Raw genomic sequence first — 8,334 nt, 5'->3', positions numbered from 1 at the left:
GTGTAATTGCAAAATCGCGGACGCTCGAGGCCCGGCCGCAATTCCGTCCTGGTAGTCTGCACGATCCAGGGGTCGCGGCCGCTGGCATAGACAGTCCACCAGCCGTAGTCGCGAACGAAATCGACGTCCTGGTAGCGGTGCCTGACCCCATGCAGGCGCTGGGCCAGCGAGACCACCGCAACAATCGCGAGGAGCGCCGCGCAGATCGAAATGATCGGAAGCCGGGGCTTCGAGACCTGGGCGGTGATCGGCACTAGCGCTTGAGCTTCGCGACAGCGCGCTCGATGCGATCGAATGCTTCGTTCAGATTCCTGGTCGAAGTGGCGTACGAAAGCCGGACGTGATTCGGCGCGCCGAAGTCGTTGCCGCCCACCAGCGAGACATGCGCCTGGTCGAGCAGAAACGCCGCGAGCCCGTCGCCGTCGGTGATTTGCTGGTCGCCGAACCGGGTGCCGAGCAACTCCGACACGTTCGGGAAAGCGTAAAACGCGCCCTGCGGAATGTTGGGCAGCTTGAAGCCGTGGATTCGCCGAACGCGCTCGACGACCAGCGCGTTGCGCTCGCGAAACGCCTCGAGCATCGGCTTGAGCCCGTCCTGCGGACCGGTCAGCGCCTCGATCGCGGCGGCCTGCGTGATGGAGTTTGGATTGCCGCTGTTCTGGCTCTGCAAGCGGCCAGCGGCCGCGATCGCTTCCTTCGGCCCGGCCGCGAATCCGATGCGCCATCCGGTCATCGCGTAAGTTTTCGACAGCGAGTTGAAGACAATGCCGTGCGACTTGAGCCGCGGCTCGAGTTGGAACAAGTGCGGCGCGAACTCGCCGTAAGCGATGTGTTCGTAGACGTCGTCGGACATCACCCAGATGTCGGTATCGACGAGCACGCGCGCGATCGCGGTGAGCTGCTCGGGTCCGTACACGGCGCCGGTCGGGTTCGACGGCGAGTTGAGCATGATGCCGCGCGTGCGCGGCGTGATCGCGCGGCGCAGAGCCTCGGGCTCGAGCATGAAGCCACTCTGTTCAGAGCACGGAACGAACTTCGGCTCGGCGCCCGACAGCGAAACCATCGCGGCGAAACTGACCCACGCCGGAGTCGGGATGATCACCTCGTCGCCCTCGTCGAACAGCGCGGCGATCACGTTGGCCTCGGCCTGCTTGCATCCGGCCGACGCGATTATCTCGCCCGGCTCGTAGTCGAGGTTGTTGTCGCGCTTGAGCTTGAGCTTGATCGCGTTTTTGAGCGCCGCGGTTCCACCCACCGCGGTGTACTTGGTCTGGCCCGCGTCGAGCGCTTTGACGGCGGCGCGCTTGATGTGATCGGGAGTGTCGAAGTCGGGCTCGCCGGCGGCCAGCGAGATGACGTCGATTCCCGCGAGCTTCATTTCGGTGGCGCGCGCGTCGGCAGCCAACGTGGCGGACGGTTTGATGGCGGCAATTCTGCGATTGAGCTTCAGCATTTCCTAAATCCGAATTTCAGAATGATGCGCGCGACGATCGGCCGCCGCTAACGAGGAACGATTGTAGCCGTCCCGGCGTTTTGAAAAAACCGTCTGACGGAAAGCGTCGCGGCGCTTTCAAACCAGATACGGAGTCTCCTCTAGACACGAATCGCCGTCTCGGGGGGCGAGACATCACGCACGGGCAAGTGGCGCGAACGCACAAGCCACACAATGAACGCGGTGAGTGGCAGCCAGCCGACGAAGCTGCCGAGACCGCCGGAAATCAGTCCGTCGTAACCCGTAATGAAAACGAGCGACGCTCGCTGGACTGCGTTAATGGAGCCATGGGCAACTGCGGGAACCCACACGCTACCCGATGCCAGTTGGAGCCAGCCGAGGATGACTCCGACCAGTGTCGCATAGACGACAAATGCCGGGATTCCGAGAAATGGATGGTTGCTGTATTCGAGGCCGAGGAGAATCACTGGAATATGCCAGACGCCCCAGATTGCGCCGCTGATCAGAAGCGCGCCCCATTGGTCGAAGCCCAGGCGGATCAACCAGCGCAGAAGAAAGTCGCGCCAGCCTACCTCCTCACCGATGGTCGTGAGTGCATGCAACGGTGGCCCGATCAGGAGCGCAATTCCGAGTTGGCCGAAGGCAAAACGACGCAGGTCTGCCGGAAGCGGCCTGCCAGCCGAGGCAAATAGACCGTGAAGCTGGCTGAAGGTTCGGTCTGGCCGAGCGTTCTTCGTCAACAAATCGAGGCAGATAGTCGCCAAAATCAGTGCCGGAAATAGCATCCATGCCCACAAGTAGAATCGTGGCCGGCCGATTCGGAAGACGGTTGAAGTGCGGATACCCTCGCGGAGAATGAAACGCCGCACCCCGAGTGCTGCGAGTCCCGGAAAATACATCGGGGCTGTTCCGAAGAGCGCAAACCTCACGGTGTCGTTTGGATTGACGTGCAGGAGCCATAGGCACGCCCATACGCTCCAGGTTGGAGCGAACGCGAAAATCAAGAACCAGATCACCGATCGGCGCTCTCGCGCTTGCCCTGCGCCGTTCATCGTATGACTGGGCTTGAATCAGCGTTTCAGATCTTTTGGTTCACCGACCTTCAGCTTTGCGCGCAGGCGCTCGATTACGATCTCGGGCACCAGCTCCGGCAGGCGCTTGCCGTATCCTGCGACTTCCTTGATGAGGTGCGAGGAACTGAAGAACAGCCGCGGATTGGAAAACATGAAAATGGTCTCGACGTGCGGGCTCATCGTCTTGTTCATTTGCGCCATTTGCAATTCGTAATCGAAATCCGTCACGGCGCGAAGCGACCGAATCAGCACCTTGGCGCCGATTCGTTCCGCATAGTCGACCGATAGTCCGCTGAACTTGTCGACGCGCGCACGCGGCTCGAGGTCGCGGATGACCTCGCGGATCATTTCGACGCGCTCGTCGCCCGAGAACAACGCCGTATCCTTGTGCGGATTGTACGTCACCGCGACGATCACTTCGTCGAAAATCGCGACACTGCGCCGGATGACGTCGACGTGCCCGTTGTGGATTGGGTCGAAGCTGCCGGGGTAAACCGCGATCAACGGAGTACGCTCTTTGCTTTTGGTCATTTTCCCAAGACCGTCACTCTGCACTCGGCGCCGGGTCGGCTCGCCGGTAAAAGGCGATCCGGTGATCGCCGAGGGTTGCAACGAAAGCGCGCTCGTGGGCTTCGGGAGCGGGTGGCGCCGCAGGCGCGCGTTTCGATTGTTCCACTACAATCCATCCGCCGGGCGCGACCAGATTGAATTCACCGAGCAACGCAACTATTTCCACGCTCATATCATCTTTGAAGGGCGCATCGACAAATACCAAATCGAACGACGCGCGCGTGCGCCCAAGCTCGCCCAGTGCGCGATGCACATCGGACACGACGACGCGGGCGCGATCGGAAAGTTCAAGCTGTGCAAGATTGGCGCGAATTGCGGTGGCCGCGTCGCGCGAGGAATCCACGAACGTCACGTGCGCTGCGCCGCGCGAGAGCGACTCGATCCCCAGCGAACCGCTGCCGGCGAAAATATCGAGCACGCGCACGCCGTCGAAATCCATCCGTACCGCGAGGCGCGAGAAAATCGACTCGCGCGCCCGCGCCGAGGTCGGCCGGGTGCGCAAACCGCGCGGCGCCTTGAGCCGCCTGCCGTGAGCTTGTCCCGCAATTATTCGCATCGCGTCAGTTTCTTCGAGGCGGTCCGGTTATCGCCTCTTGCCTCGAAGTCGCGGACGATAGATAACCCGTTCTGCCCGACGCCCGCAAGTTCGCGGCTGGGTTCAGCGGTGACGCATGCGGCTCTGGCGGATTGACGAAATATTAGCTACCAATCATTAGATTCCCGAACTCAAGAACGTGGATGTTGAAGGTTCAGTAATACTTCCGCCATGCCCGAAAACCAGCAACCCAAGTTTTCCGACGCGGCGCTCGACGAGTACCGCCAGCTGCTCGGCCGCTATCCGACGCGGCAGGCCGCGCTGCTGCCGACGCTGTGGATCGCGCAGCGCGAGTTCGGCTGGCTCAGCGACGCGACTCAGGATTACGTCGCGCACCTGATGGAACTGCCGCCCGCGCACGTGCGCGCGGTGGTCTCGTTCTACACGATGTTCCATCGCAAGCCGGTCGGGCGCTACCTGCTCGACGTCTGCACCAATCTGTCGTGCCGGCTGCGTGGCGCGGACAAAATCGTGGACTGCATCCGGCGCAAATTGAAAATCGAGCTAGGTGAGACGACGCCCGACGGCAAGTTCACGCTGGGCTCTGTCGAATGCCTGGCCTCATGCGGGACGGCGCCGATGCTCCAGCTCAACCAGGACGCGTACGTCGAAAATCTCACCGAAGAAACCACGCTCAAACTTATCGACGAGCTTGCTGCCCGTGACAATTGAACTAGTTGCCAGTGCGATCAAAGCGATCCTGATGATCGTGCTCGGATTGAACCTCGCGCTGTTCCTGCTGTACTTCGAACGCAAGGGCAGCGCGCTAATCCAGGACCGCATCGGCTCGAATCGCGTCACGATCACCGGGGTCGGGAAACGAATGGGGATGCCCAACCTTGGCATCATCAACACCACCATCGCCGACCCGGTAAAAATGTTCACCAAGGAAGATTTCATCCCGGCCGGCGCCGACAAATTCCTGCACACGTTCGCGCCGTTCCTCGCGCTGTTCCCGGTGATGATTACCTTCGTCGTGATTCCGTTTGGCGACACGATTTCGATCGCCGGTCATCGCATCGGGCTCGAGGCGGCCAACCTCAACGCCGGCGCGCTCTATCTGCTCGCGACGATCGGTCTTGGCGTGTACGGGGTCGCGCTTGCAGGATGGTCGTCGAACAATCGATGGGCACTGCTCGGCGGAATTCGCGCGACGGCGCAGATGATTTCGTACGAGCTGGCGATGGGCCTCGCGATCGTGTCGGTCATCATGACCTTCGGCACGCTGAACCTGCAGGAAATCGTGCGAGGGCAGGGCGGCGTGTGGTTTGGATTTTTGCCGCGCTGGGGAATTTTCGTACAGCCGCTCGCTTTCCTTCTGCTGCTCGTTGCGGGCGCCGCGGAATCCAAGCGCATCCCGTTCGACCTGCCGGAGAGTGATTCGGAACTGATCCAGGGCTATTTCACCGAATACTCGGGCGGCAAGCAGGCCGTTTTCATGCTGACCGATTTCGCCGAGCAGGCGCTCCTCGCGATGTTGCTGACGACATTTTTTCTCGGTGGATGGCAGGTGCCGTGGCTGATGCGCGACGGCTTTCATCTCCCGGGCGGCGCATTTCTCGCCGTGCCGGCGCTGGTGGTTTCGCTCCTCGGCGTCGTCGCGTTTCTGGTCAAGGTCGTCGCGCTGTGCATCTTCCTCGGCCTGGTGCGATGGACGCTGCCGCGCTTCCGCTACGATCAGTTGATGCGTCTTGGATGGAAGGGACTGGTGCCGCTCGGCCTGTTAAACGTGCTGCTGACCGCATTCGTCGTGGTGGCAACCGGGAGCGCGCACTGATGCCGCCGTTCCTTTATATCTTTCTGGGCGCGTTGGCGATCGTTTCGGCGCTCGGAGTGATCGTTCAGCGCAACCCGATTCATTCGCTGCTCGCGTTGATCGGAACGCTGATGACCATCGCCGTACTGTTCATCGGCGAGGACGCAGTCGTCGTAGGCTTCCTGCAAATCATCGTCTATGCGGGCGCGATCATGGTGCTGTTCCTGTTCGTGATTTGGCTGTTGAATCTTCAAGTCGAAGCCGGCCCGACGGGTCATCTCGCGCTGAAGATCTTCGGCTCGCTCGCGGCCGCGCTGCTCGTGACCGAATTGTTTTTTATCCTCGCGCCACCGCATCTGCAGGTGAAGTTCACTCACGAACCCGCCGGCTACGGTTCGCTCGCGAGCCTCGCGGGCAAGCTGTTCACTGACTACCTGGTCGCTTTCGAGGTGACCTCGGCGCTGTTGCTGGCGGCGGTGGTCGGCTCGGTCGCGCTTGCGCGCAAACTGCCCGGCACCGACGATCCGCGCGTGGCGAGGAAGATCGCATCATGATTCCGCTCACCTACATGATGTCGCTGAGCGCGACAATTTTCGCCATCGGCGTGACCGGCGTGATCATCCGCCGCAACATCCTCGTGATGTTCATGTCGATCGAGCTGATGCTCAACGCGGTGAACCTCGCTTTCATCGCGATCGGCAGCCGCCTCGGTTCGATGGACGGCCAGGTGATCGTGTTTTTCGTGATGACCGTCGCGGCGGCTGAGTCGGCAGTTGGCCTGGGCATCATCATCTCGACGTTCCGTAATCGCGAAACCGTCCACGCCGACGACCTGACGCTGATGAGATGGTGACGAACATCAAATGACAGTTGAGTTTCCAGCACTCTCGCTAATTCTTCTGTTGCCGGCGCTCGGCGTCGTGTTCAACCTGTTCTTCGGCGCCCGATGGGGACGCGCGGCGGTTAATGTCGTGGGACCGGGCGTGATGTTCGCCGCATTCGGCGTTGCGACGTGGGCATTTTGGACGCTGCTCGCGATGCCTCCGGGCGGCGCGCTCGTTATGCATTTGTGGGGATGGATCGAGGCGGGACAGTTCCACGCTGATCTGGGGCTGCGCGTCGATGCGCTGTCGGGCGTGATGGTGATGATAGTCACCGGGGTCGGCGCACTAATCCATCTTTACTCAGTCGGGTACATGGCGCACGACGAAGACTTTGCGCGCTTCTTTACCTACATGAACCTGTTCGCACTATCGATGTTGATACTCGTTCTTGCGGACAACTTGCTAATGATGTTCGTCGGGTGGGAAGGTGTCGGACTGTGCTCCTACTTGCTAATCGCATTCTGGTACACCAATCCTCAGTACGCGTATAACGGTCGCAAAGCATTCGTCGTCAATCGAATTGGTGACGCGGGCTTTCTCCTTGGCATGTTCACCATCGTCGCGACGCTTGGTGCGCACGACGTCTGGACGTTGGACTTCGTCGCGCTTCGCAACAATGCCGCCCTGATGGGCGGAACAGCCGCGACCGCGGCCTGCTTCCTGCTCTTCATCGGCGCGACCGGCAAGTCGGCGCAGATTCCGCTCTATGTATGGCTTCCCGACGCGATGGTCGGCCCGACTCCGGTCAGTGCGCTGATTCACGCGGCGACGATGGTCACCGCCGGCGTATATATGATCGCGCGGCTGGGATTTATGTTCACGATGGCGCCGAGCACGCTCGACCTGGTAGCGACGGTTGGCGCCGTCACGGCTATTTTTGCCGCGAGTATCGCGATCGTCCAGCCAGACATAAAGAAAGTGCTCGCCTACTCGACCATCAGCCAGCTTGGCTACATGTTTCTCGGCGTCGGTTCGGGCGCATACGCGTCGGGCATCTTTCACGTCATGACGCACGCGTTCTTCAAGGGCTTGCTGTTCCTGTGCGCGGGCTCGGTCATTCACGCGCTCGGCGGCGAGCAGGACATGAACAAGATGGGCGGGCTGCGCCGCAAGCTGCCGATCACGTTCTGGACGATGTTCATCGCGACGTTCGCGATCGCGGCGGTGTTTCCGTTTTCCGGCTACTTCTCCAAAGACCTGATTCTCGAAGCCGCCTACGATTCGGGACACACCTGGCTCTGGTTGCTCGGTGTGATCACCGCCGGCCTCACGTCGTTCTACATGTTCCGGCTGATCTTCATGACGTTCTTCGGCGACTCACGCGTCGAGGCCGACAAAGAGCATCATATCCACGAATCGCCGGCCACAATGACTGTTCCGCTGATCGTACTGGCTATTCTCGCGACGGTTGGCGGATGGGTAAATCTTCCCGACGGGTGGTTGTGGGGAAATGCGTTCGTACGATTCCTCGCTCCGGCGGTCGGTACTTTCAAGCCAGTCATCGAAGCGAACTCAACTCAATTGTCTCTTATAGCGCTGGCGGCGTCGATTGTCGGAATCGTGCTTGCGTGGGTGCTGTATATCCAGTTGCCGGGCATCCCGTTCCTGCTTGCGTGGCGGCTGAAGGCTCCTTACGAATTGCTACTCAACAAATACTACATCGACGAACTATATAACCTGGTAGTCACGCGGCCGCTGTTCTGGGTATCGCAAAACGTGCTCAACCGCGCGATTGACAGCTTCGTGATCGATGGCGCCGCCGAGGGTGCGGGATTGGCAGTCCAGACCTCGGGGCAGGTCGCGCGTCGCGCTGAGACGGGCAACGTCCAGCACTACGCATTCGTTTACCTGCTGGGCGCGTTGGGGATCGTGGCTTACTACCTGTTCCTGGTGACGGGACGATGAGTGGCGGCTTGCTGACAGCTTTGATTTTCCTGCCGCTGCTTGGCGCGCTCTTCATCCTTATGCAGAGCGAACAGCGTGCAATCTGGAACTCCGCTTTC

Annotated in this window: 10 protein-coding genes; 5 read left to right on the top strand and 5 right to left on the bottom strand. The window is 60.8% G+C overall.

Features of this window, described 5'->3' with window-relative positions; translation table 11 throughout:
- The 5 genes from VIW95_RS14830 to rsmD form a co-directional block, all read right to left on the bottom strand.
- Positions 1 to 254, bottom strand: a 254-nt coding sequence (locus VIW95_RS14830; protein ID WP_331587894.1) for a hypothetical protein, incomplete at its 3' end; no start/stop codon positions are given.
- Positions 254 to 1,453, bottom strand: coding sequence for a pyridoxal phosphate-dependent aminotransferase (locus tag VIW95_RS14825; RefSeq protein ID WP_331587892.1), 1,200 nt, complete (start codon positions 1,451 to 1,453; stop codon positions 254 to 256). The genes VIW95_RS14825 and VIW95_RS14830, both read right to left, overlap by 1 nt.
- Positions 1,454 to 1,593: 140 nt before the next feature.
- A complete protein-coding gene (locus VIW95_RS14820) occupies positions 1,594 to 2,238 on the bottom strand; it encodes a CPBP family intramembrane glutamic endopeptidase (protein ID WP_331587889.1) in 645 nt (214 codons plus the stop codon).
- A 285-nt stretch (positions 2,239 to 2,523) separates the two neighbouring features.
- Positions 2,524 to 3,057: a pantetheine-phosphate adenylyltransferase gene (gene coaD / locus VIW95_RS14815; RefSeq protein ID WP_331587887.1), complete on the bottom strand. Its 534-nt coding sequence runs from the start codon at positions 3,055 to 3,057 to the stop codon at positions 2,524 to 2,526.
- A 13-nt stretch (positions 3,058 to 3,070) separates the two neighbouring features.
- Positions 3,071 to 3,652 (bottom strand): 16S rRNA (guanine(966)-N(2))-methyltransferase RsmD, encoded by a 582-nt coding sequence (rsmD, locus tag VIW95_RS14810; protein ID WP_331587884.1) that lies wholly within the window; start codon positions 3,650 to 3,652, stop codon positions 3,071 to 3,073.
- 210 nt (positions 3,653 to 3,862) lie between these two features.
- Between rsmD and VIW95_RS14805 the strand changes: the two genes are divergently transcribed.
- The 5 genes from VIW95_RS14805 to nuoL are packed head-to-tail and all read left to right on the top strand — an operon-like array spanning position 3,863 to position 8,236.
- Positions 3,863 to 4,363, top strand: coding sequence for an NAD(P)H-dependent oxidoreductase subunit E (locus VIW95_RS14805; protein ID WP_331587882.1), 501 nt, complete (start codon positions 3,863 to 3,865; stop codon positions 4,361 to 4,363).
- Positions 4,353 to 5,468 (top strand): complex I subunit 1 family protein, encoded by a 1,116-nt coding sequence (locus VIW95_RS14800; protein ID WP_331587880.1) that lies wholly within the window; start codon positions 4,353 to 4,355, stop codon positions 5,466 to 5,468. The genes VIW95_RS14805 and VIW95_RS14800 overlap by 11 nt, the downstream gene beginning before the upstream one ends.
- Positions 5,468 to 6,001: an NADH-quinone oxidoreductase subunit J gene (locus VIW95_RS14795; RefSeq protein ID WP_331587878.1), complete on the top strand. Its 534-nt coding sequence runs from the start codon at positions 5,468 to 5,470 to the stop codon at positions 5,999 to 6,001. Before VIW95_RS14800 ends, VIW95_RS14795 begins: the two co-directional genes overlap by 1 nt.
- The gene (nuoK, locus tag VIW95_RS14790; protein WP_331587876.1) at positions 5,998 to 6,300 is read left to right on the top strand and encodes an NADH-quinone oxidoreductase subunit NuoK; all 303 of its coding nucleotides are present in this window, start codon (positions 5,998 to 6,000) and stop codon (positions 6,298 to 6,300) included. Before VIW95_RS14795 ends, nuoK begins: the two co-directional genes overlap by 4 nt.
- A 10-nt stretch (positions 6,301 to 6,310) precedes the next feature.
- Entirely contained in the window at positions 6,311 to 8,236 is a 1,926-nt protein-coding gene (gene nuoL / locus VIW95_RS14785; RefSeq protein WP_331587874.1) for an NADH-quinone oxidoreductase subunit L, read from the top strand.
- Positions 8,237 to 8,334 lie beyond the last annotated feature (98 nt).

Source organism: Binatus sp. (SeqCode) (genome assembly GCF_036522015.1).
In the GTDB taxonomy this organism is placed as follows: domain Bacteria; phylum Desulfobacterota; class Binatia; order Binatales; family Binataceae; genus Binatus.
This window is presented reverse-complemented; position numbering and strand designations above follow the sequence as displayed.

Bases quoted from the DNA above. Each gene is read 5' to 3' on its own strand.
- VIW95_RS14825 (WP_331587892.1), bottom strand. From the start codon at position 1,453: ATGCTGAAGCTCAATCGCAGAATTGCCGCCATCAAACCGTCCGCCACG.
- VIW95_RS14820 (WP_331587889.1), bottom strand. From the start codon at position 2,238: ATGCTATTTCCGGCACTGATTTTGGCGACTATCTGCCTCGATTTGTTG.
- coaD (WP_331587887.1), bottom strand. From the start codon at position 3,057: ATGACCAAAAGCAAAGAGCGTACTCCGTTGATCGCGGTTTACCCCGGC.
- rsmD (WP_331587884.1), bottom strand. From the start codon at position 3,652: ATGCGAATAATTGCGGGACAAGCTCACGGCAGGCGGCTCAAGGCGCCG.
- VIW95_RS14805 (WP_331587882.1), top strand. From the start codon at position 3,863: ATGCCCGAAAACCAGCAACCCAAGTTTTCCGACGCGGCGCTCGACGAG.
- VIW95_RS14795 (WP_331587878.1), top strand. From the start codon at position 5,468: ATGCCGCCGTTCCTTTATATCTTTCTGGGCGCGTTGGCGATCGTTTCG.
- nuoK (WP_331587876.1), top strand. From the start codon at position 5,998: ATGATTCCGCTCACCTACATGATGTCGCTGAGCGCGACAATTTTCGCC.
- nuoL (WP_331587874.1), top strand. From the start codon at position 6,311: ATGACAGTTGAGTTTCCAGCACTCTCGCTAATTCTTCTGTTGCCGGCG.